At 56.0% G+C, this 25521-nt stretch carries 31 protein-coding genes; 24 read left to right on the top strand and 7 right to left on the bottom strand.

The window, feature by feature from the left end:
• Positions 1–66: 66 nt before the first annotated feature.
• Positions 67–471 (top strand): OsmC family protein, encoded by a 405-nt coding sequence (locus KTH07_RS22375; RefSeq protein WP_015571423.1) that lies wholly within the window; start codon positions 67–69, stop codon positions 469–471.
• A 94-nt stretch (positions 472–565) separates the two neighbouring features.
• On the opposite strand, the gene KTH07_RS22380 is transcribed toward KTH07_RS22375, so the two are convergent.
• Genes KTH07_RS22380 through KTH07_RS22390 form a run of 3 tightly spaced genes read right to left on the bottom strand, consistent with a single transcriptional unit; the run spans position 566 to position 2703 of the window.
• Positions 566–1435, bottom strand: coding sequence for a phosphoribulokinase (locus KTH07_RS22380; protein WP_003861663.1), 870 nt, complete (start codon positions 1433–1435; stop codon positions 566–568).
• Positions 1436–1465: 30 nt separating this feature from the next.
• The gene (locus tag KTH07_RS22385; RefSeq protein WP_014171926.1) at positions 1466–1684 is read right to left on the bottom strand and encodes a YheU family protein; all 219 of its coding nucleotides are present in this window, start codon (positions 1682–1684) and stop codon (positions 1466–1468) included.
• Positions 1684–2703 carry a hydrolase gene (locus KTH07_RS22390; RefSeq protein WP_023304542.1) on the bottom strand — a complete coding sequence of 340 codons (1020 nt, stop codon included), beginning with the start codon at positions 2701–2703 and terminating at the stop codon, positions 1684–1686. The genes KTH07_RS22385 and KTH07_RS22390 overlap by 1 nt, the downstream gene beginning before the upstream one ends.
• Positions 2704–2931: 228 nt before the next feature.
• On the opposite strand from KTH07_RS22390, the gene mdcA reads away from it, so the two are divergent.
• The 8 genes from mdcA to mdcH all read left to right on the top strand — a co-directional run bounded on the left by mdcA (position 2932) and on the right by mdcH (position 9978).
• Positions 2932–4587: a malonate decarboxylase subunit alpha gene (gene mdcA, locus KTH07_RS22395; protein WP_015571421.1), complete on the top strand. Its 1656-nt coding sequence runs from the start codon at positions 2932–2934 to the stop codon at positions 4585–4587.
• Positions 4587–5444, top strand: coding sequence for a triphosphoribosyl-dephospho-CoA synthase (locus tag KTH07_RS22400; RefSeq protein ID WP_017384166.1), 858 nt, complete (start codon positions 4587–4589; stop codon positions 5442–5444). Before mdcA ends, KTH07_RS22400 begins: the two co-directional genes overlap by 1 nt.
• Positions 5445–5453: 9 nt before the next feature.
• Positions 5454–5753 carry a malonate decarboxylase acyl carrier protein gene (gene mdcC, locus KTH07_RS22405; protein WP_000411786.1) on the top strand — a complete coding sequence of 100 codons (300 nt, stop codon included), beginning with the start codon at positions 5454–5456 and terminating at the stop codon, positions 5751–5753.
• Positions 5746–6579, top strand: coding sequence for a biotin-independent malonate decarboxylase subunit beta (locus tag KTH07_RS22410; RefSeq protein ID WP_017384167.1), 834 nt, complete (start codon positions 5746–5748; stop codon positions 6577–6579). Before mdcC ends, KTH07_RS22410 begins: the two co-directional genes overlap by 8 nt.
• Positions 6579–7379 carry a biotin-independent malonate decarboxylase subunit gamma gene (mdcE, locus tag KTH07_RS22415; protein WP_032620995.1) on the top strand — a complete coding sequence of 267 codons (801 nt, stop codon included), beginning with the start codon at positions 6579–6581 and terminating at the stop codon, positions 7377–7379. The genes KTH07_RS22410 and mdcE overlap by 1 nt, the downstream gene beginning before the upstream one ends.
• A 123-nt stretch (positions 7380–7502) precedes the next feature.
• The gene (locus KTH07_RS22420; RefSeq protein ID WP_000222846.1) at positions 7503–8462 is read left to right on the top strand and encodes an AEC family transporter; all 960 of its coding nucleotides are present in this window, start codon (positions 7503–7505) and stop codon (positions 8460–8462) included.
• A gap of 2 nt (positions 8463–8464) precedes the next feature.
• Entirely contained in the window at positions 8465–9082 is a 618-nt protein-coding gene (locus KTH07_RS22425; protein WP_017693876.1) for a malonate decarboxylase holo-ACP synthase, read from the top strand.
• A complete protein-coding gene (mdcH, locus tag KTH07_RS22430) occupies positions 9082–9978 on the top strand; it encodes a malonate decarboxylase subunit epsilon (protein ID WP_023304540.1) in 897 nt (298 codons plus the stop codon). Before KTH07_RS22425 ends, mdcH begins: the two co-directional genes overlap by 1 nt.
• 84 nt (positions 9979–10062) lie before the next feature.
• On the opposite strand, the gene KTH07_RS22435 is transcribed toward mdcH, so the two are convergent.
• The gene (locus KTH07_RS22435; RefSeq protein WP_017384171.1) at positions 10063–10995 is read right to left on the bottom strand and encodes a LysR substrate-binding domain-containing protein; all 933 of its coding nucleotides are present in this window, start codon (positions 10993–10995) and stop codon (positions 10063–10065) included.
• Between the two features lie 15 nt (positions 10996–11010).
• Positions 11011–12915, bottom strand: coding sequence for an ABC transporter ATP-binding protein (locus KTH07_RS22440; RefSeq protein ID WP_017384172.1), 1905 nt, complete (start codon positions 12913–12915; stop codon positions 11011–11013).
• Between the two features lie 132 nt (positions 12916–13047).
• Here KTH07_RS22440 and kefG point away from each other — a divergent pair, with 132 nt between their 5' ends.
• The 4 genes from kefG to slyD all read left to right on the top strand — a co-directional run bounded on the left by kefG (position 13048) and on the right by slyD (position 16303).
• Positions 13048–13599 carry a glutathione-regulated potassium-efflux system ancillary protein KefG gene (kefG, locus tag KTH07_RS22445; RefSeq protein ID WP_003861686.1) on the top strand — a complete coding sequence of 184 codons (552 nt, stop codon included), beginning with the start codon at positions 13048–13050 and terminating at the stop codon, positions 13597–13599.
• Positions 13599–15404, top strand: coding sequence for a glutathione-regulated potassium-efflux system protein KefB (kefB, locus tag KTH07_RS22450; protein ID WP_217310854.1), 1806 nt, complete (start codon positions 13599–13601; stop codon positions 15402–15404). Before kefG ends, kefB begins: the two co-directional genes overlap by 1 nt.
• 13 nt (positions 15405–15417) lie before the next feature.
• The gene (locus KTH07_RS22455; RefSeq protein ID WP_003861689.1) at positions 15418–15618 is read left to right on the top strand and encodes a YheV family putative zinc ribbon protein; all 201 of its coding nucleotides are present in this window, start codon (positions 15418–15420) and stop codon (positions 15616–15618) included.
• A gap of 94 nt (positions 15619–15712) precedes the next feature.
• Entirely contained in the window at positions 15713–16303 is a 591-nt protein-coding gene (gene slyD, locus KTH07_RS22460) for a peptidylprolyl isomerase (protein ID WP_003861691.1), read from the top strand.
• Positions 16304–16354: 51 nt separating this feature from the next.
• On the opposite strand, the gene KTH07_RS22465 is transcribed toward slyD, so the two are convergent.
• Positions 16355–16573 carry a protein SlyX gene (locus KTH07_RS22465; protein ID WP_003861693.1) on the bottom strand — a complete coding sequence of 73 codons (219 nt, stop codon included), beginning with the start codon at positions 16571–16573 and terminating at the stop codon, positions 16355–16357.
• A gap of 238 nt (positions 16574–16811) precedes the next feature.
• Here KTH07_RS22465 and fkpA point away from each other — a divergent pair, with 238 nt between their 5' ends.
• The 11 genes from fkpA to bfr all read left to right on the top strand — a co-directional run bounded on the left by fkpA (position 16812) and on the right by bfr (position 25013).
• Complete coding sequence (gene fkpA, locus KTH07_RS22470) at positions 16812–17630, top strand: FKBP-type peptidyl-prolyl cis-trans isomerase (RefSeq protein ID WP_003861695.1); 819 nt, start codon at positions 16812–16814, stop codon at positions 17628–17630.
• Positions 17631–17797: 167 nt separating this feature from the next.
• On the top strand, positions 17798–18520 hold the full coding sequence (locus KTH07_RS22475) for a transcriptional regulator (protein ID WP_003861697.1): 723 nt from the start codon (positions 17798–17800) through the stop codon (positions 18518–18520).
• Positions 18520–18906: a sulfurtransferase complex subunit TusD gene (gene tusD, locus KTH07_RS22480; RefSeq protein WP_015571410.1), complete on the top strand. Its 387-nt coding sequence runs from the start codon at positions 18520–18522 to the stop codon at positions 18904–18906. Before KTH07_RS22475 ends, tusD begins: the two co-directional genes overlap by 1 nt.
• Positions 18906–19265, top strand: coding sequence for a sulfurtransferase complex subunit TusC (tusC, locus tag KTH07_RS22485; RefSeq protein ID WP_003861700.1), 360 nt, complete (start codon positions 18906–18908; stop codon positions 19263–19265). Before tusD ends, tusC begins: the two co-directional genes overlap by 1 nt.
• 7 nt (positions 19266–19272) lie before the next feature.
• Positions 19273–19560 (top strand): sulfurtransferase complex subunit TusB, encoded by a 288-nt coding sequence (gene tusB / locus KTH07_RS22490; protein ID WP_015571409.1) that lies wholly within the window; start codon positions 19273–19275, stop codon positions 19558–19560.
• A 124-nt stretch (positions 19561–19684) separates the two neighbouring features.
• Positions 19685–20059, top strand: coding sequence for a 30S ribosomal protein S12 (gene rpsL, locus KTH07_RS22495; protein WP_000246815.1), 375 nt, complete (start codon positions 19685–19687; stop codon positions 20057–20059).
• Between the two features lie 96 nt (positions 20060–20155).
• Positions 20156–20626, top strand: a complete 471-nt coding sequence (gene rpsG, locus KTH07_RS22500; RefSeq protein ID WP_003861706.1) for a 30S ribosomal protein S7 — start codon at positions 20156–20158, stop codon at positions 20624–20626.
• Positions 20627–20722: 96 nt separating this feature from the next.
• A complete protein-coding gene (gene fusA / locus KTH07_RS22505) occupies positions 20723–22837 on the top strand; it encodes an elongation factor G (RefSeq protein WP_006812195.1) in 2115 nt (704 codons plus the stop codon).
• A 69-nt stretch (positions 22838–22906) separates the two neighbouring features.
• The gene (tuf, locus tag KTH07_RS22510) at positions 22907–24091 is read left to right on the top strand and encodes an elongation factor Tu (protein ID WP_017693880.1); all 1185 of its coding nucleotides are present in this window, start codon (positions 22907–22909) and stop codon (positions 24089–24091) included.
• Positions 24092–24269: 178 nt separating this feature from the next.
• Positions 24270–24464 (top strand): bacterioferritin-associated ferredoxin, encoded by a 195-nt coding sequence (bfd, locus tag KTH07_RS22515; RefSeq protein WP_003863268.1) that lies wholly within the window; start codon positions 24270–24272, stop codon positions 24462–24464.
• Between the two features lie 72 nt (positions 24465–24536).
• Entirely contained in the window at positions 24537–25013 is a 477-nt protein-coding gene (gene bfr / locus KTH07_RS22520) for a bacterioferritin (protein WP_003863270.1), read from the top strand.
• Here the strand turns inward: bfr and KTH07_RS22525 are convergent.
• Positions 24997–25470 (bottom strand): A24 family peptidase, encoded by a 474-nt coding sequence (locus tag KTH07_RS22525; protein ID WP_017383731.1) that lies wholly within the window; start codon positions 25468–25470, stop codon positions 24997–24999. The two genes, bfr and KTH07_RS22525, sit on opposite strands and share 17 nt — an antisense overlap.
• Between the last annotated feature and the right edge of the window lie 51 nt (positions 25471–25521).

The following is a 25521-nucleotide window of genomic DNA, read 5'->3' on the forward strand; positions in this document are numbered from 1 at the left end:
TCCGTTGCGAGAAATGTAACGTACACGTAATCTGTCATAAAAAATGCAACGTTGGAGTGAGTGAATATGCAAGCGCGTGTGAAATGGGTTGAAGGGTTAACATTCCTGGGCGAGTCTGCTTCCGGGCACCAGGTTTTGATGGATGGCAACTCCGGCGATAAAGCGCCAAGCCCAATGGAAATGGTGCTGATGGCGGCAGGCGGATGCAGTGCGATCGACGTGGTGTCGATCCTGCAAAAAGGCCGTCATGACGTGACCGATTGTGAAGTGAAGCTGACGTCGGAACGTCGTGAAGAGGCGCCCCGCCTGTTTACGCATATTAATCTGCACTTTATCGTCACCGGCAAAGAATTGAAGGATGCGGCGGTCTCGCGTGCGGTTGACCTGTCTGCGGAGAAATACTGCTCTGTGGCGCTAATGCTGGAGAAAGCGGTAAAAATCACCCATTCTTATGAAGTGATCGCGGCTTAATTTTTGGCGGGTGGCGCTTCGCTAACCCGCCCTACCAAAGCTACAACTGCACGAACGTAGGCCGGATAAGCGAAGCGCCATCCGGCAACAGGTGTCACGCGATCTGCTTTCCTTCCATCAGCCGCTGCACCAGCGGTGTCATGATCAGCTCCATTGCCAGCCCCATTTTTCCGCCGGGCACCACTAACGTATTCATGTGCGAAATAAACGAACCCTGTAGCATCGCCAGCAGCCAGGGGTAATCAATGCCTTCCAGGTTGCGGAAGTGGATCACCACAAAGCTCTCGTCCAGGGAAGGGATGCTTTTTGCAGCGAACGGGTTGGAGGTGTCCACTGTGGGGACGCGCTGGAAGTTAATGTGGGTTCGGGAGAACTGCGGCGTCAGGAAGTTGATGTAATCTTCCATGGAGCGCACCACCGAGTCCATGACCGCCTCTCGCGAATGGCCGCGCTCGCTCATGTCACGCGTCAGCTTCTGGATCCACTCAAGGTTAACAATCGGCACCACCCCCACCAGCAAATCCACGTGGCGCGCCACGTCGTGCTGAGGCGTCACCACGCCGCCGTGCAATCCTTCGTAAAACAGCACGTCAGTCGGTTCCGGCAGCGGCTGCCAGGGCGTGAACGTGCCGGGGACCTGGTTCCAGGGCACGGCTTCATCGTAGGTGTGGAGATACTTGCGGGACTGCCCGGTACCGCTTTGCCCGTATTCACGGAAGGTTTGCTCCAGCAGGCCGAAGTCATTGGCCTCCGGGCCGAAGTAGCTGATGTGTTTACCCAGATCGCGCGCCTTGCGGATGGCCATATCCATCTCCGGGCGCGTGTAGCGGTGAAAGCTGTCGCCTTCTACCTCTGCCGCCCGTAAGTTAAGCTGGGCGAAGATCTTGCGGAAGGCGAGGCTGGTGGTAGTGGTTCCCGCCCCACTCGAACCCGTAACGGCAATAACCGGATGTCTGGCAGACATAGCAACTCCCTGACTGGAAAAGTGTAAAGATCAGCCGTGAAACGCGTTGCGGGGCATGATATTGACCGTCTCATGCAGTTCGGACCATACCAGCACCACGTCGCCGCTTTTAAGCTGGCGCTTAACATCGTTGACCTTTTGTTCAAGCGAACGTTCATGTTCACCATAATCGGTGCCTTCGCGCAAGACAAAGCTTTCAATCAGATTATCGAGCGTGTCGGGAGAGAGATCCTGCCAGGGAATAATCATTATTTACCGTCCAGATAAGCCGTTAACCAGTCGGGAATACGCGTCTCAAGCCACATTTTTGGCCGACGCAGCGTGCCGCCGACAAAGCCGACGTGTCCCCCGAATTGGGTGAGCTGATACTCCACGTTGCCCGGCAGATGATCGGGCGCCGGAATCGAGTGATGATCCATAAACGGATCATCTTTGGCGTGGATAATCAGCGTAGGTTTCGTGATTTGGTTCAGTAAAGGCATGGCGCTGCACTGACGGTAATAGTCAATCGCATCGGCAAAGCCGTGAATTTTCGAGGTGATCAAATCATCAAACTCGCGCAGGCGCTTCACGCGTTTGAGCTGTTGCAGCGTCACAGGCAGCGTATCCGGATAGGCCTTCAGCTTGCGCGCGGCGTTGGCTTTCAGCAGGTTGAGCAGGTAGCGCTGGTACACTCGCGAAAACCCCTTTTCCATATGATAGCTGCACTGCTCCAGCATAAAGGGCGCAGAGACGATCACCGCCGCATCCAGCGGTACGGCGTCGCTCTCCTTCGCCAGCAGGCAGGCCAGCATATTGCCGCCCAGCGAATACCCCACCGCTGCCGTTGGCGCCTCGCCGAAATTGTCTCTTAGCCAGCGCAGGAACCAGGTACCGTCCTCGGTTTCACCCGAGTGATAAATACGTTTCTGACGATTAGGCTCGCCGCTGCATCCGCGAAAATGCATCACTACCCCAAGCCAGCCGCGGGCTTTCGCCGCCTCAATGAGACCGTGTGCGTAAGGGCTGTGCAGGCTGCCTTCCAGACCGTGAAACACCACCAGACGGGGTTTATGTCTGGCCCGATCCGGATCTTCGCTCCAGGCGAGATCCAAAAAGTCGCCATCCGGCAAATCCAGGCGTTGCCAGTGCGGGGTGAACTGTACCTTGCGGCGGATCAGGCGCGGCAGCATGGTTTGCAGGTGAGGGTTAGCCACACCGCGCATGGGCACGAACTCTGCGCTCTCTTCGGCTGCAATGTCGAAGTCTGAGGGAATGATTTGAGTCATAAGGGCGATGCTGATTCTTGTCAGAAATTAACTATACCTTCCGAATTGTACCCCGTTTAGCCCGTTTTTCCGAAACATGAACTGATCCCGATCACAAATATTTACCTTGATTATTACTCTCAGGCTAATGATTTGGCTCTACGCTTAATTGATGCCTTTCTCACCAGAGCGCACACTTTACTCAACGTTAAGCAAATCAGAATGATGTGCTGAATCAGGAGGTTAATAATGTTATCTGGGCAAACACCCACCCGGCAATGGAACACCCGACGCAGTGAGAAAGCGCGTCGTCTGGCGTCCGTACCGGTGCAGGGCAAGGTACTGCCAACCGGCGATCTTGTCGCCATGCTGGAAAAACTGATCGCACCAGGCGACAAAGTCGTTCTGGAAGGCAACAACCAGAAGCAGGCGGATTTCCTTTCCCGTTCACTGGCGGAAGTGAACCCGCAAATCGTGCACGATCTGCATATGATCATGCCGAGCGTGGGCCGCAGCGAACATCTGGACATCTTTGAGAAAGGCATCGCCCGCAAGCTGGACTTCTCCTTCTCCGGTACGCAAAGCCTGCGAATCTCCCAACTGCTGGAGGATGGTCAGCTCGAAATCGGGGCGATTCACACCTACATCGAACTCTACTCACGTTTATACGTCGACCTATCGCCAAACGTGGCGCTGATTGCCGGTTTTAAAGCGGACCGCAAAGGCAACCTCTATACCGGGGCGAGTACCGAAGATACTCCGGCGCTGGTGGAAGCCGCCGCGTTCCATGACGGCATCGTCATCGCGCAGGTGAACGAGCTGGTGGACGACGAGTGCGACCTGCCGCGTGTGGATATTCCGGGCTCGTGGATTGATTTTGTGGTGGTTGCCGATAAGCCGTTCTTTATCGAACCGCTCTTCACCCGTGACCCGCGCCTGATCAAACAGGAACATATCCTGATGGCGATGATGGCGATTAAAGGCATCTACGCTGAACACCAGGTGCAGTCCCTGAACCACGGGATTGGCTTTAACACCGCAGCGATCGAGCTGCTGCTGCCAACCTACGGCGAACAGCTCGGACTCAAAGGCAAAATCTGTAAACACTGGACCCTGAACCCGCATCCAACGCTGATCCCGGCCATCGAAAGCGGCTGGGTGGAGAGCGTCCACTGCTTCGGCGGCGAGCTGGGAATGGAAGAGTACATCCGCGCCCGTCCTGACGTGTTCTTTACCGGTGCCGACGGCTCCATGCGCTCTAACCGCGCCTTCTGTCAGCTGGCAGGTCAGTACGCGGTCGATATGTTTATCGGCTCCACGCTACAGGTCGACGGTTACGCTAACTCCTCAACCGTGACTCGCGGCCGTCTTTCCGGCTTCGGCGGCGCGCCAAACATGGGCCACGATCCGCACGGTCGTCGCCACGCCACACCGGCCTGGCTGAACATGATCACCGAGCCTGACCCGATGCAGCGCGGTAAAAAGCTGGTTGTGCAGATGGTGGAAACCTTCCAGGCGGGCGTGAAGCCAACCTTCGTGGAAAAACTCGACGCCGTTGAGGTCGCGAAAGCCTCCGGTATGCCGCTGGCGCCGGTCATGATTTACGGCGATGACGTCACCCACGTGCTGACGGAAGAGGGGATTGCTTACCTCTACCGGGCGAAAGATCTGGAAGAGCGTCGCGCCATGGTCGCCGCCGTGGCGGGTATCACCGATATCGGTCTGGGCGTTGACGCCAAACGCGTGGCGGAACTGCGCCAGAGCGGCAAGGTTGTGTATCCGGAAGATATGGGCATTCGTCGTACCGATGCCACCCGTTCGCTGCTGGCGGCCGGTAGCGTCGCGGACCTGGTGGAATGGTCCGGCGGTCTTTACAACCCACCTGCGAAATTCCGGAGCTGGTAATGAAACTTCTGCCCCAGATCCAGGTTGAAGGCGGTGCCGAATGGCTGGCGCGAACCGCCACGCAGTGTCTGATTGACGAAGCACGTTTAAGCCCGAAGCCCGGTCTGGTGGACAGCCGGGGGAACGGCGCGCACCACGATTTATCGCTTGCGCTGATGGAGCGCTCCGCTCACAGCCTGACCCCCACGTTTCAGGCGCTGGCGCAGCAGAGCTGGCAGCGTCCGGCGGATATTGCCCTCAGGCAAACCGTTGGCCGCCTGGGTCGCGAAGGTGAACGGCAGATGATGGCCGCTACCGACGGCGTGAACACGCACCGTGGCGCGATCTGGGCGCTGGGATTACTGGTGAGCGCGGTGGCGATGCTGGGCGGCGATGCCCGGGCGCAAACCGTCGCGAACACCGCCGCTCAGCTGGCGAAGCTGCCGGATGACGCGGCGCCGAAAGTGTTCAGCAAGGGGTTACGCGTCACGCACCGCTACCGTGTACCGGGCGCGCGTGAAGAGGCTCAGCAGGCGTTTCCGCACATCATGCAGCGCGCGCTGCCGCAGCTTCGCCTCAGCCGTCTCAACGGCAGCAGCGAAACGCAGGCCAGACTCGACGCGCTGATGGCGATCATGACCTCGCTCACCGACACCTGCGTGCTGTCGCGCGCCGGCATGGAGGGGCTGGACGCCATGCAGAACGGCGCCCGTGCGGTGCTGAACGCCGGAGGATGCGCAACCCTCGCGGGGCAGCAGGCGCTGGCGCGGTTAGACCGTCAGATGCTGGCGCTTAACGCCTCGCCGGGCGGAGCCGCAGACCTGCTTGCCGCCACGCTGTTTCTTGACCGCGCCGAAACGCCCTATTCAAAGCATTAAGAGGATGTTATGGAAAAAATCACATTGACCGTGCCCGCCAGCCGCGAAGTAAGCGGCAGGGCGCTGGCAGGGGTCGTCGGTTCCGGGGATATGGAGGTGCTTTTCACCGCCGAACCGGGCCAGACCTTAACCATTGATATCACCACCTCCGTCGACAACAGCCGCGGGCGCTGGGAGGCATTGTTCAACCGCCTGCAAACCGTCAGCAGCCTGCCCGCAGGTAAGCTGACCATCCACGACTTCGGCGCGACGCCGGGCGTGGCACGCATTCGTATCGAACAGGTTTTTGAAGGGGTGAACCATGCGTGATGACAGCAGCTTTATCGAATTAAAAGCGCGCCAGCGTGCGCAGGCGCTACTCGACGACGGCAGCTACCGCGAACTGCTGGATCCATTTGAAGGCATTATCTCTCCGTGGCTTGGGCCACAGGGGATTGTTCCTCAGGCCGATGACGGCATGGTGGTCGCGAAAGGGACCATCAACGGCCAGCCTGCGGTGGTGGTGGCGATTGAAGGCACCTTCCAGGGCGGCAGCATGGGCGAAGTGTCCGGCGCCAAAATGGCGGCAGCGCTGGAGCTGGCGGCGGAAGATAACCGCAACGGCATTCCGACTCAGGCGGTGCTGTGCCTCGAAACCGGCGGCGTACGTTTGCAGGAAGCCAACCTCGGCCTGGCGGCGATTGCCGATATCCACGCCGCGATCGTTGACCTGCGTCGCTATACCCCGGTCGTCGGGATTGTCGCCGGGACCGTGGGCTGCTTCGGTGGGATGTCTATCGCCGCGGCGCTGTGCAGCTACCTGATTGTGACCCGCGAAGCGCGGCTCGGCCTCAACGGTCCGCAGGTTATCGAGCAGGAAGCGGGCATTGAAGAGTATGACTCCCGCGACCGTCCGTTTATCTGGAGCATGACCGGCGGCGAAGTACGCTTTGAAAGCGGGCTGGTGGACGCGCTGGTGGGCGACGGCGTGAACGCGGTGAAAGCCGCGATGAACGAAGCCATCGCCAAAGGCGTACCGGCGAAACATCGCACCGATAACTACGACGATTACCTGAACCGTCTGACGAATTTCGACACCCGCAAACAGGCCGATGCCGAACAGATTAAAGCGCTTTTTGCCCGGGAGGTGAAATGATGACTAACTCAATTAGCCGTGGCGAACTCTGGCTGGAAACTCTGGCCCCGAACGCGAAACGTCTGGAGGGGTTATGCCCGTCCGTGCAGGCCGCAGACGGCGAGCTAAACGGTGAAACGGTGCGTTTTGTCACCGTGGTGCCGGACGCCAACAACCACTTCCCGCGCGCGGCGCAGGGTGAAGTCGGCCTGCTGGAAGGATGGACGCTGGCAAAAGTGGTCAGCGAAACCGTCGCCGCCGACGCAGATAAAGCCGTGAAGCGCCCGATTGTGGCGGTAATCGACGTCCCAAGCCAGGCCTATGGCCGTCGCGAAGAGGCGTTTGGTATCCACCAGGCGCTGGCCGGCGCCGCTGCCGCCTACGCTAATGCGCGGCTGGCGGGTCATCCGGTGATTGGTCTTATCGTCGGTAAGGCCATGTCCGGCGCGTTTCTGGCGCACGGCTACCAGGCTAACCGTCTGATTGCCTTCAACGATAAAGGCGTGCTGATCCATGCCATGGGCAAAGAGTCTGCGGCGCGCATTACGCTGCGTACCGTTGAGGCGCTGGAAAAACTGGCTGCAACCATTCCGCCAATGGCGTATGACATCAGCAACTACGCCACGCTGGGGCTGCTTTCCGACCTGCTGGATATCAGCAATCCGGATGCCCCTACCGAAAGCGATCTGACGCGGGTGAAAACCACCCTGCAACAGGCCATCAGCGACGCTCGTCAGGACACCACGTTGAAAAACCGTCTGGGTGCTGACAACCGCCGCAGCTCGGCGCTCGTACGTGAACGTATGCGAGCCAGCTGGTAAGTAAAAAGAGACCTGCCAGATGCATCACCCCGTGGGCGCGCCCGTTGCGTCCACGCGGGAACCTGCATCCTGAAAATAATAAACATCGCGCCAGTGCTTAAACTTTTTTACTACAGGTGATTTATGACTTACGTAATTGTTCATGCTCTTGCACCGATTTTCGTCATCATGCTGCTGGGATTCTGGGCCGGTAAGGCAAAGATGGTCGATAACAAAAATGTTTCCCTGCTGAATATCTTCGTGATGGATTTTGCACTCCCGGCTGCGCTGTTCAGCGCCACCGTGCAAACCCCGTGGACCGGCATCGTGGCGCAGTCGCCGCTGATCCTGGTGCTCACCCTGGCGATGTGGATCACCTATGCGGTCATCTACTTCCTCGCGACGAAAGTGTTTAAAAAATCCCCGCAGGATGCGGCCGTGCTGACGCTTACCGTCGCCCTGCCAAACTACGCGGCGCTTGGCCTGCCGATTCTGGGCAGCGTGCTGGGCGAAGGCCCTTCAACCTCACTGTCCGTGGCGGTCTCCATCGCCTGTGGTTCAGTGTTGATGACCCCGTTCTGCCTGCTGATTCTGGAGCGTGAGAAAGCCCGCGCCGAAGGCAATAACTCGGGTTCAACGCTTTCCATGCTGCCGGTGCTGATGTGGCGTTCCATTAAAAAACCGATCGTGATGGGCCCGCTGCTGGGTGTGATCCTGTCCGCTATCGGCATCAAAATGCCGGAGCTGGTACTGGCGGCGATTAAACCGCTGGGACTGTCTGCGACCGCTGCGGCGTTGTTCCTGACCGGGGTGATCCTCTCCGCGCGTAAACTTCAGATCAACACCATGGTGATCACTTCCACTATCGCCAAGCTGCTGATCCAGCCAGCGATTGCCTGGGGTATCGTTTTAATCTTCGGTCTGCACGGTTCTGTGGCGATCACCGCCATCCTGATGATTGCGCTGTCCGCGGGCTTCTTTGGCGTGGTGTTCGGTAACCGCTTTGGCGTGCAGTCGCCGGATGCTGAAGCCGTGCTGCTGTTGAGCTCCGTACTGTGTATCCTGTCGCTGCCGCTGTTTATCTCGCTGACTTCAGGAATGTAATCATGACCACAACATTACGCCCACACGACCTCATCTGGCTTACCGCGCGCGACGCCCTGGAAGGGATTACCGAATCCTGGGTGGACGCGGCCTGGCATGCCGGACTACCGGTAGTGGTGCGGCGTGATGTTGATAATGAAGGCCGTATTCCCGTTGGCGTGCGCGGATTGCGCCGCGACCAGCGGGCGGCCGGATGGGTGAAGCCTGAGAACGTGTTGCGCGTGGTGTCGCCCGAAGATTTGAGCGTTGCCGCCGACCTGCTGCGTTCGCCGTTTATCACTCAGCCGCCGGTTCAGGTGGCGCTTCAGCTTGCGCAGCAGTCGTGGCCGTGGACGTGGGGGATAACCGGCAGTACGGGTTACGCGCTGGCGACCGGCATTCCGGTGATCCACGCCGACAGCGATCTCGATCTGCTCATCCGCGCCCCGCGTGCCGTTTCCCCTGAGGCGTTTACTGGCTGGCAGGCTCAGCTCAGCCGTGCGTTGTGCCGGGCGGATACGCAGGTGGACACGCCCGAGGGCGGATTCGCGCTGGCGGAATGGTTACGCGACGGCAAAACGCTGCTAAAAACGCAATGTGGACCGCGCCTGGTGGCGGATCCATGGCACAGGGAGGAGTAATGAAAATACTGTTTACCTTTCCGGGGCAGGGCACACAGCATGAAGGTATGCTGCAAAACCTGCCGGGAACGGAGCTGGAGCAGGCCCGTGCTGTGCTGGGGGCGGAAGTCGATACCCTGGACAGCGCATGCTCGTTAACCCACACCCGTGCGGTTCAGCTTTCGCTGTTGATTGCCGGCGTGGCGTGGGCGCGCGAGCTGGAACGTCGCGGCGTGTCGCCGGATATCGTCAGCGGGCTGTCCATTGGCGCTTATCCTGCGGCGGTTATCGCCGGCGCGCTGGACTTTACGGACGCGCTGAAGCTGGTGGCGTTGCGCGGCGATCTGATGGAGCAGGCGTATCCTCACGGCTACGGCCTGACGGCAATTATGGGGTTGACCCTGCCGCAGGTGGAAAACCTGATTCAGGGGACAGGAACCTATATTGCTAACCTGAACGCCGAAACGCAGATCGTGATTGCCGGAGCCGATGACGGCATGGCGCAGGTGGCGGAGCGCGCCCTGGCAAAAGGCGCGAGCAAGGCTAAGCGGCTGGCGGTGAGCGTACCGTCGCACTGTGAACTGCTGGCGGAACCGGCGCAGAAGCTGGTGGCAGCATTTAATTCGGTCACGCTTTCACGTCCGCGCTGTGCGTACCTGAGCGGCAGTACCGGACGCGTGCTCTGGCAGCCGGAGAAAATTGCCGACGATCTGGCGATGAATATGGCGCGAACCGTGCGCTGGCAGGAGGCGGTGATTTCTGCTAACGAGCGTGAAGCGCGTCTGGCGATTGAGATGCCGCCAGGGGGTATTCTGACCTGTCTGACGCGGCAGGCGGCGTGGGAAGGCGAATCCATTTCGCTGGAGCGCAGCGGGGTGGACGTGGCGGTGCATCTGGCGGGTCGGCTTCAGCGGTAAGTTTTAGCCCGGTGGCGGCTGCGCCTTACCGGGCCTACTCCCGGATTGTAGGCCCGGTAAGCGTAGCGCCACCGGGCAATAACATCAGGCACTATCCTGCAAACTTCTCGCATACATCCGCCCTTCCGCGGCCAATGCCCGCAGGCTCGGATCCTGCTCGCGGTTGCGGGCAAAGACGATCGCGATCAGCTGCTGCATCTGGTACGGCTGCGCCAGCTTCAGTAGCTGCACCGAATTTTCATACACTTTCTTCATCCTGCCCGGCATCAGCGTAAACCCGACCCCCGCCTGCACCAGACTCAGCATCGAGAAGATATCGTTCACGCGCGTCACAATCTCCGGCTCGAAACCGGCGATATGAAACGCTTCCTGAAACCCGGCGTAAGTGGCGAACCCTTCCGCTAGGGCGACAAACTTCTGATCTTTATAATCACGCAGATCGGCGGGGCCGCTGGTATTCAGCGTGGCAGAGGCCGGTGCGGCAAGGAAAATATCGTCATGGAACAGAGGAAGCACTTCGAGGCTGTTACGGTCGATATCGCTTTCGGAAATAGAGATTAAAATCGCATCCAGCGATCCCTCATCCAGCATATGGAGCAGGGTTTCGTTCGAGCCCATCGTCAGATCCATCTCCAGATCCGGACGGCGCAGCTTCATGCCCATTATCAGGCGCGGCACGGTTTCCAGCGTCAGCGAGTAGAGCGTGCCGACGCGCAACCGTCCCTGGCCGATACCGGCGATCTTGCGCGACTCTTCCAGCCCGCGCTCCATCACCTGCATCACCTCCTGACAATACTCCAGCAGCGTCCACGCGGAGGGGAGGGCAATCAGGTTACGCCCTTTGTGAGCAAAGAGCGGGCAGCGGACGTTCTCTTCGAGGGTATGCAGCGCGCGGTGCACGCTGACACCGCTCAGGCCGAGCGTTTCGGCGGTACGTGCGATATTGCCCTTCTCCATGAACGTCATGAAGATGCTGAGCTTACGGAATGTAATCTCGCTCGTGGTATCGAAGCCCATAACCCTCCCGGCGTGTTAGTCGGCTTGCAGCATCGCTTCCAGCTGTTCCTGCGCGTCCAGCCATGCCATTTCGCACTCTTCGAGGCTGGATTTGGCTTTCGCCTGAGTTTGCAGACAGTCCGTCAGCTCCGCTTTGCGGCTCTGATCGTACAGTTCGCTGTCGCCCAGCTTCTCTTCGACGGCAGCAAGCGTGGCGTTGAGCTTTTCCATCTCTTTTTCGAGACGGGCAATCTCTTTACGCAGCGGCTGCGTCTGGGTGCGCATTTCCGCTTCACGGCGCTTCTGATCTTTACGCGCCTGGGCGCTGTTGGCGTTGTCTTTCGCTGACTCTTCCGGCTGGTTTTCCTGCTTCTGCACGTCCGTCAGCCACTGCTGATAATCTTCCAGATCGCCGTCGAACGGCTCCACTTTGCCGCCGTGCACCAGGTAGAGATCGTCGGTGGTGGAGCGGATCAGGTGGCGGTCGTGCGATACGACAACCAGCGCCCCTTCGAACTCTATCAGCGCTTCGGTCAGCGCCTGGCGCATGTCGAGATCGAGGTGGTTGGTCGGTTCATCAAGCAGCAGCAGGTTCGGGCGCTGCCAGACGATCAGCGCCAGCACCAGACGGGCTTTTTCGCCCCCGGAGAAGCGCTCGGTGTTTTCCGTCACCTTATCGCCCTGGAAGCCAAAGCCGCCGAGGTAGTCGCGCAGTTTCTGCTCCATCTCCTGCGGCGCCAGGCGCGCCAGGTGCTGGATCGGCGATTCATCCGCGCGTAAAAATTCCAGCTGATGCTGGGCGAAGTAACCAAGCTTGATGCCCTTCGCCAGGCCGATTTCGCCGCTGACCGGGTTAAGCTCGCCCGCCAGCAGCTTGATCAGCGTCGATTTACCGGCGCCGTTACGTCCCAGCAGACCAATGCGTGAACCTGGCACCAGGTTGAGCTTGATAGAGTCGAGGATAATGCGATCGCCATAGCCCGCGCTCACTTTTTCCATTTTCAGCAGCGGGTTCGGCAGGCTCTCCGGCTCGCGGAAGCTGAAGTGGAACGGGTTATCCACGTGCGCCGGGGCGATCATCTCCATGCGTTCCAGCATCTTGATGCGGCTCTGCGCCTGCTTGGCTTTTGACGCCTTGGCCTTGAAGCGATCCACAAAGCTTTGCAGGTGCGCCACGCGCTGCTGCTGGCTTTCATACATCGCCTGCTGCTGGGCAAGGCGCGTCGCGCGCTGGCGCTCGAAAGAGCTGTAGTTGCCGGTGTATTCGAACATGCTTTGCTGTTCGATATGAATGATTTTATCCACTACCGGATCGAGGAAGTCGCGGTCGTGAGAGATCAGAATCAGAGTGCCCTGATAGCTCTTGAGCCACTTCTCCAGCCAAATAACCGCATCAAGATCGAGGTGGTTGGTTGGTTCATCGAGCAGCAAAAGGTCGGAGCGGCAGATCAGCGCCTGGGCCAGGTTAAGGCGCATGCGCCAGCCGCCCGAGAAATCGCTCACCGGGCGTTCAAGCTGTTCGTTGCTGAAACCCAGACCGTGCAGCAGGCTGGAGGCACGGGAGCGAATGGTCCAGGCATCGATGGCGTCCAGCTTGCCGTGGACGGTGGCGATGGCGTGGCCGTCGTTGCGTTCGTTGGCGGCGTTGAGCTCCGCTTCGAGCTTGCGGTATTCACGGTCGCCGTCGATAACATAGTCGAGCGCGGGTTCGCTCAGCGCGGGCGTCTCCTGGTTCACCCAGGCGAGCTGCCAGTTGCCCGGGAAGGTAAAGTTACCGCCATCCGCGCTTATCTCGTTTTTCAGCAGCGCCAGCAGGGTGGATTTACCGCAGCCGTTTTTGCCGACCAGCCCCACTTTCTGGCCCGGGTTGATGGTAGCAGTCGCGTTATCCAGCAGGACGCGCACGCCGCGACGAATTTGTAACGAGGAGAAAACAATCATAGAAGCGCCGTATGTTCCGACTATGTTAATTTGTCATTATGATAATGTAAGGTGTGGGCCATTTTCCCCACCGGGCCGCCATGGTAGCCCAAAACGACAACAATACACAAAAACAGAACCGGGAGGGGAGTGATGTCTCAGACAGCGAAAGTGCTGCTGCTGTATGCCCATCCGGAATCACAGGACTCGGTGGCGAACCGGGTGCTGCTTAAGCCGGCCACACAGCTCAGTAACGTAACGGTGCACGATCTCTACGCGCACTATCCTGATTTTTTTATCGATATTCCTTACGAGCAGGAACTGCTGCGTCAGCACGACGTGATTGTGTTCCAGCATCCGCTTTATACCTACAGCTGTCCGGCGCTGCTCAAAGAGTGGCTGGACCGCGTGCTGAGCCGGGGCTTCTCCAGCGGGGTGGGGGGCAACCAGCTGGCGGGAAAGTACTGGCGGAGTGTCATTACCACCGGTGAGCCGGAAAGCGCTTACCGTCACGACGGGCTGAACCGTTACCCCATGAGCGACATTCTGCGGCCGTTTGAGCTGACGGCGGCGATGTGCCGTATGCACTGGATGAGCCCGATTATTATCTACTGGGCACGGCGGCAGGATCCGAAAGCACTGGCGAGCCATGCCAGGGCCTATGGCGAATGGCTGGCGTCACCGATTCCGGCGGGAGGACGCTAATGGACGGTTCGAATTTACTCCTTGCCGGGGTGCTGTTTCTGTTTGCCGCCGTCGTCGCGGTCCCGCTTGCCGCGCGTCTCGGCATTGGCGCGGTGCTGGGCTATTTGCTGGCGGGGATCGCCATTGGCCCCTTGGGGCTTGGGTTTATCAGCGATGTGGATGAAATTCTCCACTTCTCCGAGCTGGGCGTGGTCTTCCTGATGTTTATCATCGGGCTGGAGCTGAACCCCGCCAAGCTGTGGCAACTGCGGCAATCTATTTTTGGCGTCGGGGCGGCGCAGGTGTTACTCAGCGCGGCCATTCTCGCGGGACTGCTGATGTTGACGCAGTTTTCCTGGCAGGCCGCGGTGATTGGCGGGATCGGTCTTGCGATGTCGTCGACGGCGATGGCGCTTCAGCTGATGCGCGACAAAGGGATGAACCGCAACGAGGCGGGGCAGCTGGGTTTTTCGGTGCTGCTGTTCCAGGATTTAGCGGTGATCCCGGCGCTGGCGCTGGTGCCGCTGCTGGCGGGCTCCGGAGACGATCATTTCGACTGGATGAAGATCTCCATGAAGGTGCTGGCCTTCGCGGGGATGCTGATCGGCGGACGGTTTTTACTGCGTCCGGTATTCCGGTTTATTGCCGCATCCGGCGTGCGCGAGGTATTCACCGCCGCAACGCTGCTGCTGGTGCTTGGCTCAGCGCTGTTTATGGATGCGCTGGGGCTGTCGATGGCGCTTGGGACGTTTATCGCCGGGGTGCTGCTTGCGGAAAGCGAGTACCGCCACGAGCTGGAGACCGCCATCGATCCGTTTAAGGGGCTGCTGTTAGGGCTGTTCTTTATCTCGGTGGGTATGGCGCTTAATCTTGGCGTGCTCTATACCCATCTGCTGTGGGTTATTGCGAGTGTCGCCGTGCTGGTGGCGGTCAAAACGCTGGTGCTGTATGTCCTCGCGAGGATTTACGGGCTGCGCAGCTCGGAAAGAATGCAGTTTTCCAGCGTGTTAAGCCAGGGTGGAGAATTTGCGTTTGTGCTGTTTTCCACGGCGTCGTCTCAGAAGCTGTTCAAAGATGACCAGATGGCGCTGCTGCTGGTGACGGTTACGCTGTCGATGATGACCACCCCGCTGCTGATGAAGCTGGTGGACAAACTGCTGTCGCGCCGCCTGAATCCCGCAGACGATGAAGACGAAGCGCCGTGGGTGGAAGATGATAAACCGCAGGTGATCGTCGTGGGCTTTGGTCGCTTCGGACAGGTGATTGGTCGCCTGTTGATGGCGAATAAAATGCGCATTACGGTGCTGGAGCGCGATATCAGCGCCGTCAACCTGATGCGCAAATATGGTTATAAGGTGTACTACGGCGATGCGACGCAGCTTGAGCTGTTGCGCTCGGCGGGGGCAGAGGCTGCGGAGTCCATCGTCATCACCTGCAACGATCCGGAAGACACGATGAAGCTGGTGGAGCTGTGCCAGCAGCATTTCCCGCATCTGCATATTCTGGCGCGTGCGCGTGGACGTGTGGAGGCTCACGAACTTTTGCAGGCGGGTGTGAAACACTTCTCCCGCGAAACCTTCTCCAGCGCGCTGGAGCTGGGACGCAAGGCGCTGGTTTCGCTGGGTATGCATCCTCACCAGGCGCAACGCGCCCAGATGCATTTCCGCCGGCTGGATATGCGAATGCTGCGTGAACTGATGCCCGTGCACAGCGACACGGCGCAGATCTCCCGCGTGCGGGAAGCGCGTCGCGAACTGGAGGAGATCTTCCAGCGTGAGATGCAACAGGAACGACGCCAGCTCGACGGCTGGGATGAATTTGAATAAAGGGTAACGAAAGATGGCTGTACGTAAACGCTTTATCGCGGGCGCAAAATGCCCATCCTGCCAGGCGCAAGATACACTGGCCATGTGGCGTGAAAATAATATCGATATCGTTGAATGTGTTAAGTGCGGTCACCAGATGCGTGAGGCCGACAAAGAAGCCCGCGATCACGTTCGCAAAGAAGAGCAAGTGATCGGCATTTTTCATCCAGACTAGCGATATGCTCTGAGTTTTTTTAAGCTTAAGGGTACACGGGTGCAGATTTCCGCTACAATCTGCGCCAGCAATTTTCCCACGCTCAGGAGATATCATGAAAGTAGCAAAAGACCTGGTGGTCAGCCTGGCCTATCAGGTACGTACAGAAGACGGTGTGTTGGTTGATGAGTCTCCGGTGAGTGCGCCGCTGGACTACCTGCATGGTCACGGTTCCCTGATTTCCGGCCTGGAAACGGCGCTGGAAGGCCATGAAGTTGGCGACAAATTCGACGTTGCTGTAGGCGCGAACGACGCTTACGGTCAGTATGACGACAACCTGGTTCAGCGCGTTCCTAAAGACGTATTCATGGGCGTTGACGAGTTGCAGGTTGGTATGCGCTTCCTGGCGGAAACTGACCAGGGGCCGGTTCCGGTTGAAATCACTGAAGTTGAAGACGACCACGTTGTGGTTGACGGCAACCACATGCTGGCGGGTCAGAACCTGAAGTTCAACGTAGAAGTTGTTGCGATCCGTGAAGCGACCGAAGAAGAGCTGGCTCATGGCCACGTTCACGGTGCGCACGGTCACGACCATGACCACGATCACGGCCACGACGGCTGCTGCGGTGGTCACGGCCACGACCATGGTCATGACCACGGCCACGGTAAAGGTGGTTGTGGTAACGGCGGCTGCGGTTGCCACTGATTCCGTACTCCGGAAAATAAAAAAGCGGGATAATCCCGCTTTTTTTACGCCTCAATAATGAGGTGGTGGCGTCTCTTCTGACTGAGAGGCAATGTTTGACGGCTGCGTGGCCTTCAGCTTTTCCGTCAGCAGGCGCATGTGATCGCGCAGTTTTGCCATTTCAAGCTCATGGGCCGTCACGGTCTGGTTCAGTTCTTCGATGGTGATGTCCTGAAAAGCCAGGCGGCTTTCCAGCTCAGCCAGTCTCGCTTCGATCGTTGTATCCTTCATCATTCACCTCGTTTATCTCTCATTCGCCATAATGGACCAGCGGCGGCGAAGTTTAGCTGACTTTTTCCCTAAGTACAGTATCCATCTCCCTGACAAGAAACTTATTTAAACAAAAATAGTCTGAAAAGAAGCGACATTCGGGGGAGTCTGTCTGTAGATTTCTTCCACAACGTTTTATAGTACGTCACTCATTTACGTTTAACACTGGGGTGAGAGACCTCAGGTCCTGGAGATATGGATGAAATCACTGTTTAAAGTTACGCTGCTGGCGACCACTATGGCTGTAGCGCTCAATGCGCCGCTGTCTTTCGCTGCTGATACTGCTGCGAAGCCTGCTGCGACTACAGACAGCAAAGCGGCATTCAAAAATGACGACCAGAAATCCGCCTACGCACTTGGCGCGTCTCTGGGTCGTTACATGGAAAACTCTCTGAAAGAACAAGAGAAACTGGGCATCAAACTGGACAAAAACCAGCTGATCGCAGGGGTTCAGGATGCGTTCGCAGACAAGAGCAAACTGTCTGACCAGGAAATCGAGCAGACTCTGCAAGCGTTTGAAGCGCGCGTGAAAGGCGCCGCTCAGACCAAGATGGAAGCAGACGCTAAAGATAACGAAGCGAAAGGCAAAGCCTACCGCGACAAGTTCGCTAAAGAGAAAGGCGTTAAAACCTCTTCTACTGGCCTGATCTATAAAGTTGAGAAAGAAGGTACCGGCGACGCGCCTAAAGACAGCGACACCGTTGTGGTGAACTACAAAGGTACGCTGATCGACGGTAAAGAGTTCGATAACTCTTATACCCGTGGTGAGCCTCTCTCCTTCCGTCTGGATGGTGTGATCCCGGGCTGGACCGAAGGCCTGAAGAACATCAAGAAAGGCGGTAAAATCAAGCTGGTCATCCCACCGGATCTGGCTTACGGCAAAACCGGCGTTCCGGGTATCCCGGCTAACTCCACGCTGGTATTTGATGTAGAACTGCTGGACATCAAACCGGCGCCGAAAGCGGATGCGAAAACAGACGCACCGGCTGACGACAAAGCCGCAGCAGCTAAGAAGTAATCCTGAAAAAAACCGCCGCCTTTACAGGCGGCGGTTTTTTTATTGCGGGGCAGATATAATTAACACTGGAAAGCGTTATACACGCTGTATTAATTTAGTTGTCCGTGTAGATAATGAGCCTGCCCTGAAAACCTAACGACAGGCTCCTGAAAAGGAGTGTTTTTTTCATGTCCAGGTCGCTTTTAACCAACGAAACCAGTGAACTTGATTTGCTGGATCAACGTCCATTTGACCAGACCGACTTCGATATTCTGAAATCCTACGAAGCGGTAGTGGACGGGTTAGCGATGCTCATTGGTTCCCACTGCGAAATCGTATTGCATTCCCTGCAAGATCTTAAGTGTTCCGCTATCCGCATTGCGAATGGTGAGCACACTGGCCGTAAAATTGGTTCGCCAATAACCGACCTTGCATTGCGTATGTTGCATGACATGACCGGCGCGGACAGCAGCGTCTCAAAATGCTATTTCACCCGCGCCAAAAGTGGCGTGCTGATGAAATCAGAAACGATCGCGATTCGAAATCGCGAACACCGGGTAATCGGTTTGCTGTGCATCAACATGAACCTTGATGTGCCATTCTCGCAAATCATGAGCACCTTCATCCCGCCAGAAACGCCGGACGTGGGCTCATCGGTGAACTTTGCTTCTTCGGTTGAGGATCTCGTGACCCAGACGCTGGAGTTCACCATTGAAGAGGTGAATGCCGATCGCAACGTATCCAACAACGCCAAGAATCGTCAGATCGTCCTGAACCTCTATGAGAAAGGGATTTTTGATATCAAAGATGCCATCAACCAGGTGGCCGATCGCCTGAATATCTCCAAACACACGGTTTACCTCTATATTCGCCAGTTCAAAAGCGGCGACTTCCTGGGACAAGACAAGTAATGCGTTTTGCGTTAATGGTGACGGGCCCGGCGTACGGTACCCAGCAGGCCAGCAGCGCGCTACAGTTTGCCCATGCGCTGCTTGATGCCGGTCATGAACTGGCAAGCGTCTTCTTTTATCGCGAAGGCGTATATAACGCGAACCAGTTTACGTCTCCGGCGAGCGATGAGTTTGACCTCGTGCGCGCCTGGCAAAAATTAAACGAAACGCAGGGCGTTGACCTGCATATCTGCGTCGCGGCGGCACTGCGTCGCGGCGTGACGGATGTGACCGAAGCCGAACGCCTTGGTCTGGCGGGGGCTAACCTGCAACCGGGCTTTTCGCTCAGCGGACTGGGTGCCCTGGCACAGGCGGCGTTGACCTGCGACAGAGTGGTGCAATTTTGATGAAGCGCGTAGCGTTTGTTTTTACTTCTGCGCCGCATGGCAGCGCTTCAGGCCGGGAAGGGCTGGATGCATTGCTCGCGACATCGGCTTTAACCGAAGATATCGGCGTCTTCTTTTTAGGCGATGGCGTATTCCAGCTTCTGGCAGGCCAACAACCGCAGGCCATTCTTGCGCGCGACTACATTGCGACCTTTAAAGTTCTGCCGCTCTATGACATTGAAACCTTCTATGTGTGCGCCGACTCGCTGGCCGCGCGTGGGTTAAACGAGAAAACACCGTTCGTGCTGGACGTGACGATCCTGACATCTGCTGCGCTGCGCGAACAACTCTCTCACTACGATACCGTTCTGACTTTCTGAGGCTGTCATGCTCCATACCCTGAGCCGTTCACCGTGGCAATGCGATATCGACACGTTACTGAGCATGCTGCGCGAAGGTGATGATCTGCTGCTGATTCAGGATGGCGTGCTTGCGGCGCTTGAAGGCAGCCGTTTTGTTGAAATCCTCGCTAATGCCCCCATAACAGTCTCTGCGCTGAAAGAGGATCTGGATGCGCGGGGTCTTTCTGGTCAAATTTCAGCCAAAATTGACGTGGTTGGCTATACTGATTTCGTCAATCTTACTGTGACGCACGCCAGTCAAATGAACTGGTGATTTGAGATCGCTGTATATTTCTTGACACCTTTTCGACGTAGCCCTAAAATTTCGCGTCCTCATATTGTATGAGGTCGTTTTATTACGTGTTTACGAAGCAAAAGCTAAAACCAGGAGCTATTTAATGGCAACAGTTAACCAGCTGGTACGCAAACCACGTGCACGCAAAGTTGCAAAAAGCAACGTGCCTGCGCTGGAAGCCTGCCCGCAGAAACGTGGCGTATGTACTCGTGTATATACCACCACTCCTAAAAAACCAAACTCCGCACTGCGTAAAGTATGCCGTGTGCGTTTGACTAACGGTTTCGAAGTGACTTCCTACATCGGTGGTGAAGGTCACAACCTTCAGGAGCACTCCGTGATCCTGATCCGTGGCGGTCGTGTTAAAGACCTTCCGGGTGTTCGTTACCACACCGTTCGTGGTGCGCTGGACTGCTCAGGTGTTAAAGACCGTAAGCAGGCTCGCTCCAAGTACGGCGTGAAGCGTCCTAAGGCTTAATGGTTCTCCGTTAAGTAAGGCCAAACTGATTTATCTTAATGTCAAACTAAACTCGTAGAGTTTTGGACAATCCTGAATTAACAACGGAGTAATCCCATGCCACGTCGTCGCGTCATTGGTCAGCGTAAAATTCTTCCAGATCCGAAATTCGGATCAGAACTGCTGGCAAAATTTGTAAATATCCTGATGGTAGATGGTAAAAAATCTACCGCAGAAGCAATCGTATACAGCGCGCTGGAGACCCTGGCTCAGCGTTCTGGTAAAAATGAACTGGAAGCCTTCGAAGTCGCTCTCGACAACGTGCGCCCGACTGTAGAAGTTAAGTCTCGCCGCGTTGGTGGTTCTACTTATCAGGTTCCAGTTGAAGTTCGTCCGGTTCGTCGTAATGCTCTGGCAATGCGTTGGATCGTTGAAGCTGCTCGTAAACGCGGTGATAAATCCATGGCTCTGCGTCTGGCGAACGAACTTTCTGATGCTGCGGAAAACAAAGGTACCGCAGTTAAGAAACGTGAAGACGTTCACCGTATGGCAGAAGCCAACAAGGCGTTCGCACACTACCGTTGGTAATCCCTTCGGAGTCGTAGTCACCAGGCGGGCGCTTCAGAGAAGCCGCCCGCTCTGGGTAACTTAACTGAACGCCTAAAGATATAAACGAGGAATCAAATGGCTCGTACAACACCCATCGCACGCTACCGTAACATCGGTATCAGTGCGCACATCGACGCCGGTAAAACCACTACTACCGAACGTATTCTGTTCTACACCGGTGTAAACCATAAAATCGGTGAAGTTCATGACGGCGCAGCCACCATGGACTGGATGGAACAGGAGCAGGAGCGTGGTATTACTATCACCTCCGCAGCGACTACTGCATTCTGGTCAGGTATGGCTAAGCAGTACGAACCGCATCGCGTAAACATCATCGACACCCCAGGGCACGTTGACTTCACCATCGAAGTAGAACGTTCCATGCGTGTTCTTGACGGCGCGGTAATGGTTTATTGCGCAGTTGGTGGTGTTCAGCCACAGTCTGAAACCGTATGGCGTCAGGCAAACAAATATAAAGTTCCACGCATCGCGTTCGTTAACAAAATGGACCGTATGGGTGCTAACTTCCTGAAAGTTGTTGGCCAGATCAAAACCCGTCTGGGCGCGAACCCTGTTCCGCTTCAGCTGGCAATTGGTGCTGAAGAAGGTTTCACCGGCGTTATCGACCTGGTGAAAATGAAAGCCATCAACTGGAACGAAGCAGATGCGGGCGTTACCTTCGAATACGAAGATATCCCGGCAGAGATGCAGGACCTGGCTGACGAATGGCACCAGAACCTGATCGAATCCGCAGCAGAAGCTTCTGAAGAGCTGATGGAGAAATACCTGGGTGGTGAAGAACTGTCTGAGCAAGAGATCAAATCTGCTCTGCGTCAGCGCGTTCTGAACAACGAAATCATCCTGGTAACCTGTGGTTCTGCGTTCAAGAACAAAGGTGTTCAGGCGATGCTGGATGCGGTAGTTGACTACCTGCCATCCCCGGTTGACGTTCCTGCGATCAACGGCATCCTGGACGACGGTAAAGATACTCCGGCTGAGCGTCACGCAAGTGATGACGAGCCGTTCTCTGCACTGGCGTTCAAAATTGCTACCGACCCATTCGTGGGTAACCTGACCTTCTTCCGCGTTTACTCTGGTGTGGTTAACTCCGGTGACACCATCCTGAACTCCGTGAAAGCGGCGCGTGAACGTTTTGGCCGTATCGTACAGATGCACGCTAACAAACGTGAAGAGATCAAAGAAGTTCGTGCGGGCGACATCGCTGCTGCTATCGGTCTGAAAGACGTGACCACTGGTGACACCCTGTGTGACCCGGATCACCCGATCATTCTGGAGCGTATGGAATTCCCTGAGCCGGTAATCTCCATCGCAGTTGAACCAAAAACCAAAGCTGACCAGGAAAAAATGGGTCTGGCTCTGGGCCGTCTGGCGAAAGAAGACCCATCATTCCGCGTATGGACTGATGAAGAATCTAACCAGACCATCATCGCTGGTATGGGTGAACTGCACCTGGACATCATCGTTGACCGTATGAAGCGTGAATTCAACGTTGAAGCAAACGTGGGTAAACCTCAGGTTGCTTACCGCGAAGCGATTCGCGCGAAAGTTACCGATGTTGAAGGTAAACACGCTAAGCAGTCTGGTGGTCGCGGTCAGTACGGTCACGTTGTGATCGACATGTACCCACTGGAGCCGGGCTCTAACCCTAAAGGTTACGAGTTCATCAACGACATCAAAGGTGGTGTAATTCCTGGCGAATACATCCCTGCCGTTGATAAAGGCATCCAGGAGCAGCTGAAAGCTGGTCCTCTGGCTGGTTACCCGGTTGTAGACATGGGTGTTCGTCTGCACTTCGGTTCTTACCACGACGTTGACTCCTCTGAACTGGCGTTTAAACTGGCTGCGTCTATTGCCTTTAAAGAAGGCTTTAAGAAAGCAAAACCAGTTCTGCTTGAGCCGATCATGAAGGTTGAAGTAGAAACTCCTGAAGAGAACACCGGTGACGTTATCGGTGACTTGAGCCGTCGTCGCGGTATGCTGCGTGGTCAGGAATCCGAAGTAACTGGCGTTAAGATCCACGCTGAAGTTCCGCTGTCTGAAATGTTCGGATATGCGACTCAGCTGCGTTCTCTGACCAAAGGTCGTGCATCATACACTATGGAATTCCTGAAGTATGATGATGCGCCGAACAACGTTGCTCAGGCCGTTATCGAAGCCCGTGGTAAGTAATCCACAGGATTAAAACCTAAGTCCCGTGCTCTCTCCGAAGGGGAGAGCACTATAGTAAGGAATATAGCCGTGTCTAAAGAAAAATTTGAACGTACAAAACCGCACGTCAACGTTGGTACTATCGGCCACGTTGACCATGGTAAAACTACCCTGACTGCTGCAATCACCACCGTACTGGCTAAAACCTACGGCGGTGCTGCTCGTGCTTTCGACCAGATCGATAACGCACCAGAAGAAAAAGCTCGTGGTATCACCATCAACACCTCTCACGTTGAGTATGACACCCCGACTCGCCACTACGCACACGTAGACTGCCCAGGCCACGCCGACTATGTTAAAAACATGATCACCGGTGCTGCGCAGATGGACGGCGCGATCCTGGTTGTTGCTGCGACTGACGGCCCTATGCCTCAGACTCGTGAGCACATCCTGCTGGGTCGTCAGGTAGGCGTTCCTTTCATCATCGTGTTCCTGAACAAATGTGACATGGTTGATGACGAAGAGCTGCTGGAACTGGTAGAGATGGAAGTTCGTGAACTGCTGTCTCAGTACGATTTCCCAGGCGACGACACTCCAATCGTTCGTGGTTCCGCGCTGAAAGCGCTGGAAGGCGAAGCAGAGTGGGAAGAGAAAATCATCGAACTGGCTGGCTACCTGGATTCTTACATCCCAGAACCAGAGCGTGCGATTGACAAGCCATTCCTGCTGCCAATCGAAGACGTATTCTCCATCTCCGGTCGTGGTACCGTTGTTACCGGTCGTGTAGAGCGCGGTATCATCAAAGTTGGTGAAGAAGTTGAAATCGTTGGTATCAAAGAGACTGCGAAGTCTACCTGTACTGGCGTTGAAATGTTCCGCAAACTGCTGGACGAAGGCCGTGCTGGTGAGAACGTTGGTGTTCTGCTGCGTGGTATCAAACGTGAAGAAATCGAACGTGGTCAGGTTCTGGCGAAGCCAGGCTCAATCAAGCCACACACCAAGTTCGAATCTGAAGTGTACATTCTGTCCAAAGACGAAGGCGGCCGTCATACTCCGTTCTTCAAAGGCTACCGTCCACAGTTCTACTTCCGTACAACTGACGTGACCGGTACCATCGAACTGCCAGAAGGCGTAGAGATGGTAATGCCAGGCGACAACATCAAGATGGTTGTGACGCTGATCCACCCAATCGCGATGGACGACGGTCTGCGTTTCGCAATCCGTGAAGGCGGCCGTACCGTTGGCGCGGGCGTTGTTGCTAAAGTTCTGGGCTAATTAATTATCCCTGAAATAAAAAGGACGCTCCGGCGTCCTTTTTTGTTTTCTGCCGTTGGGGCATTGTCATAAAAATTCGCATTTTTTGCTTTCTCCCGCCACGTATTCCGACGCCCGCGCTATTGTAATCATAACCATTCTCACTTACACTTTGCGCATATTTTGAACGGGAGTCTTTATGTACGTTTGTTTATGTAATGGTGTAAGCGACAAAAAAATTCGTCAGGCCGTTCGCCAGTTTCAACCACAATCTTTCCAGCAGCTTCGCAAGTTTGTTCCGGTGGGAAATCAATGCGGTAAATGCGTTCGCGCAGCGCGTGAGATCATGCAGGACGAACTGATGCAGATCCCGGAATTCAAAGAGATCGCGTAAGCCTCTATCTTTTTTTTGACATCCCCGTAGCCCGATCTACGCTTCAATGAGTGGAAGCGGAGGGACTATATAATGAAAGGTGATGTTAAAATCATAAGTTATCTCAATAAATTATTGGGAAATGAGCTTGTCGCAATCAATCAGTATTTTCTCCATGCAAGAATGTTTAAAAACTGGGGACTGACTCGCCTCAACGATGTTGAATACCATGAGTCCATTGATGAAATGAAACACGCCGATAAATACATTGAGCGTATTTTATTCCTCGAAGGCATTCCTAACCTACAGGATCTCGGAAAACTGGGCATCGGAGAAGATGTCGAAGAGATGCTGCGTTCTGATCTCCGGCTGGAGCTGGAGGGTGCAAAAGATCTGCGTGAAGCCATTGCCTATGCGGACAGCGTACATGACTACGTCAGCCGCGATATGATGATCCAGATCCTGGCCGATGAAGAAGGGCACATCGACTGGCTTGAGACCGAACTGGATCTCATTAGCAAAATTGGCCTACAGAACTACCTTCAGTCTCAGATCAAAGTGGAAAGTTAATCAGGCTTTCCCAGCCAACGCATAAACCCGCTGCCGCCAGAAATGGCCCAAAAGGCAGTGGGTTTTTTAATGCCTGCTTATCAGGGGTAAACAACGAGAAAGCAACCAGATACAGCAGAGCCATTAACGCGGCCACTAATGCCAGTATTGGTAGTACACACCAGCCATGCCATGCCCCCAGCGCCGCCAGATATTTTATGTCGCCATATCCCATCCCTTCACGTCGGCAGATGAGCCGGTATCCCCAATAGATAATGGCGAATCCGGCATATCCTGTCATCGCACCCACTACCGCGCTCGGCAAAAAATCAGGATGGAGACAAAGCTGGTAGAGCAGGCCCGTCCATAGCAGCGGGCAAAGAAATTTATCGGGAAGAAGCCCCGTGCGGATATCGGTGCGAACAAGCAAGGCCGATAACGCAAAATAGATCAACAGAAAGGGGAGGGACAGTAGCATAGCGAGAGCCTCAAAATGGTTTGAGCGCATACTCGTAATAATCTGCATGCC

Source organism: Enterobacter cloacae complex sp. ECL72 (assembly GCF_019056635.1).
GTDB lineage: Bacteria > Pseudomonadota > Gammaproteobacteria > Enterobacterales > Enterobacteriaceae > Enterobacter > Enterobacter hormaechei_C.

Excerpts from the sequence above, each read along its gene's own strand:
- KTH07_RS22455 (WP_003861689.1), top strand. The coding sequence starts at position 15,418 with ATGGCTGTACGTAAACGCTTTATCGCGGGCGCAAAATGCCCATCCTGC.
- KTH07_RS22390 (WP_023304542.1), bottom strand. The coding sequence starts at position 2,703 with ATGACTCAAATCATTCCCTCAGACTTCGACATTGCAGCCGAAGAGAGC.
- rpsL (WP_000246815.1), top strand. The coding sequence starts at position 19,685 with ATGGCAACAGTTAACCAGCTGGTACGCAAACCACGTGCACGCAAAGTT.
- kefB (WP_217310854.1), top strand. The coding sequence starts at position 13,599 with ATGGACGGTTCGAATTTACTCCTTGCCGGGGTGCTGTTTCTGTTTGCC.
- KTH07_RS22400 (WP_017384166.1), top strand. The coding sequence starts at position 4,587 with ATGAAACTTCTGCCCCAGATCCAGGTTGAAGGCGGTGCCGAATGGCTG.
- tusC (WP_003861700.1), top strand. The coding sequence starts at position 18,906 with ATGAAGCGCGTAGCGTTTGTTTTTACTTCTGCGCCGCATGGCAGCGCT.
- bfr (WP_003863270.1), top strand. The coding sequence starts at position 24,537 with ATGAAAGGTGATGTTAAAATCATAAGTTATCTCAATAAATTATTGGGA.
- mdcC (WP_000411786.1), top strand. The coding sequence starts at position 5,454 with ATGGAAAAAATCACATTGACCGTGCCCGCCAGCCGCGAAGTAAGCGGC.
- KTH07_RS22425 (WP_017693876.1), top strand. The coding sequence starts at position 8,465 with ATGACCACAACATTACGCCCACACGACCTCATCTGGCTTACCGCGCGC.
- KTH07_RS22440 (WP_017384172.1), bottom strand. The coding sequence starts at position 12,915 with ATGATTGTTTTCTCCTCGTTACAAATTCGTCGCGGCGTGCGCGTCCTG.
- KTH07_RS22465 (WP_003861693.1), bottom strand. The coding sequence starts at position 16,573 with ATGAAGGATACAACGATCGAAGCGAGACTGGCTGAGCTGGAAAGCCGC.
- KTH07_RS22525 (WP_017383731.1), bottom strand. The coding sequence starts at position 25,470 with ATGCTACTGTCCCTCCCCTTTCTGTTGATCTATTTTGCGTTATCGGCC.
- mdcA (WP_015571421.1), top strand. The coding sequence starts at position 2,932 with ATGTTATCTGGGCAAACACCCACCCGGCAATGGAACACCCGACGCAGT.
- bfd (WP_003863268.1), top strand. The coding sequence starts at position 24,270 with ATGTACGTTTGTTTATGTAATGGTGTAAGCGACAAAAAAATTCGTCAG.
- KTH07_RS22375 (WP_015571423.1), top strand. The coding sequence starts at position 67 with ATGCAAGCGCGTGTGAAATGGGTTGAAGGGTTAACATTCCTGGGCGAG.
- slyD (WP_003861691.1), top strand. The coding sequence starts at position 15,713 with ATGAAAGTAGCAAAAGACCTGGTGGTCAGCCTGGCCTATCAGGTACGT.
- tusB (WP_015571409.1), top strand. The coding sequence starts at position 19,273 with ATGCTCCATACCCTGAGCCGTTCACCGTGGCAATGCGATATCGACACG.
- KTH07_RS22420 (WP_000222846.1), top strand. The coding sequence starts at position 7,503 with ATGACTTACGTAATTGTTCATGCTCTTGCACCGATTTTCGTCATCATG.
- kefG (WP_003861686.1), top strand. The coding sequence starts at position 13,048 with ATGTCTCAGACAGCGAAAGTGCTGCTGCTGTATGCCCATCCGGAATCA.
- fusA (WP_006812195.1), top strand. The coding sequence starts at position 20,723 with ATGGCTCGTACAACACCCATCGCACGCTACCGTAACATCGGTATCAGT.
- fkpA (WP_003861695.1), top strand. The coding sequence starts at position 16,812 with ATGAAATCACTGTTTAAAGTTACGCTGCTGGCGACCACTATGGCTGTA.
- KTH07_RS22410 (WP_017384167.1), top strand. The coding sequence starts at position 5,746 with ATGCGTGATGACAGCAGCTTTATCGAATTAAAAGCGCGCCAGCGTGCG.
- KTH07_RS22385 (WP_014171926.1), bottom strand. The coding sequence starts at position 1,684 with ATGATTATTCCCTGGCAGGATCTCTCTCCCGACACGCTCGATAATCTG.
- KTH07_RS22380 (WP_003861663.1), bottom strand. The coding sequence starts at position 1,435 with ATGTCTGCCAGACATCCGGTTATTGCCGTTACGGGTTCGAGTGGGGCG.
- rpsG (WP_003861706.1), top strand. The coding sequence starts at position 20,156 with ATGCCACGTCGTCGCGTCATTGGTCAGCGTAAAATTCTTCCAGATCCG.
- mdcH (WP_023304540.1), top strand. The coding sequence starts at position 9,082 with ATGAAAATACTGTTTACCTTTCCGGGGCAGGGCACACAGCATGAAGGT.
- mdcE (WP_032620995.1), top strand. The coding sequence starts at position 6,579 with ATGACTAACTCAATTAGCCGTGGCGAACTCTGGCTGGAAACTCTGGCC.
- KTH07_RS22475 (WP_003861697.1), top strand. The coding sequence starts at position 17,798 with ATGTCCAGGTCGCTTTTAACCAACGAAACCAGTGAACTTGATTTGCTG.
- KTH07_RS22435 (WP_017384171.1), bottom strand. The coding sequence starts at position 10,995 with ATGGGCTTCGATACCACGAGCGAGATTACATTCCGTAAGCTCAGCATC.
- tusD (WP_015571410.1), top strand. The coding sequence starts at position 18,520 with ATGCGTTTTGCGTTAATGGTGACGGGCCCGGCGTACGGTACCCAGCAG.